This window comes from Stenotrophomonas sp. YIM B06876 (assembly GCF_030711595.1).
In the GTDB taxonomy this organism is placed as follows: Bacteria; Pseudomonadota; Gammaproteobacteria; order Xanthomonadales; family Xanthomonadaceae; genus Stenotrophomonas.
In genome coordinates, this window is the sequence record NZ_JAUJUJ010000344.1 from 1 (window position 1) to 891 (window position 891).

An 891-nucleotide genomic window follows, 5' to 3' on the forward strand; every position below is an offset into this window, starting at 1 on the left:
ACACCGAGTCACTAGGGCAAGTCAGCATCAGGCAGCCATGAGGTTGTGCCCCGGCTTGGTGGATCAGGGGAACGCCAATGGCCATAAGCCCGTCGTGGTAGTCGTCGCGGGCCACCGCGTAGCCCAGCATCCGAACCCGGTTGAGCTCGCGTGACAGGAGGGCCGGTTCCGTGATGGTTTTCGAGGTGTGGGCGTCATACGGGCCGGCGCCCAACAACTGCTCGCGCGCCTGCTCGGGCATCCAGGCAAGCAAGACCCTTCCTGAAACGGATCCATGCAACGGGCTCTTGAGCCAGCTCTCGTAAAAAGGGGAGAGCGGATAGCGCCCTTGGGCAACGTCCACCACCAAACGCTCATAGCCGATGAACAGCGCCAATGCAATCGTATGCCCCGTCTCTTCCTGTAGCGAATGGAGGGTAGAACTCACTTCGCGCCGCAACTGCGTGAGCGGATGAAACAGCGACAGCGGCGACAGCGCGCGCGGGCCTGGCAAGTAACATTTTTGAATGTCATNCGCAACTGCGTGAGCGGATGAAACAGCGACAGCGGCGACAGCGCGCGCGGGCCTGGCAAGTAACATTTTTGAATGTCATCACGAACGGCGTAGCCGTTCTCTGTCAACACCTGCACGAGCCGATGCGCGGTACTCGCATCCAGCCCGGTTTCTGCGGCGATGTCGGACAGCGAGAGAAAGCCGCGAGCCTGTCGCAGTACGTCGAGAACCTGCAGTCCACGAGACAGCGAGCCGCTCACAGCAGCACCGGCCTCGAACTCGGGACGAGTTGATGCGCGTGCGCGCCTCGGGGCGGGGTTTTTCGCAATGTCTGTGTTCATGACTCTAAGTTTCGGCGTGCTCAACGCAAAAATGACATAACCTGTTCAGCAATGATC

General features: G+C 60.3%; 2 protein-coding genes. Both read right to left on the reverse strand.

The window, feature by feature from the left end; all coding sequences use genetic code 11:
- Positions 1–427 (reverse strand): IclR family transcriptional regulator C-terminal domain-containing protein (locus tag QZH66_RS17180; RefSeq protein WP_305807057.1); only part of this gene is annotated, 427 nt, incomplete at its 3' end.
- Complete coding sequence (locus tag QZH66_RS17185) at positions 424–834, reverse strand: helix-turn-helix domain-containing protein (protein WP_305807058.1); 411 nt, start codon at positions 832–834, stop codon at positions 424–426. The genes QZH66_RS17185 and QZH66_RS17180, both read right to left, overlap by 4 nt.
- Positions 835–891 lie beyond the last annotated feature (57 nt).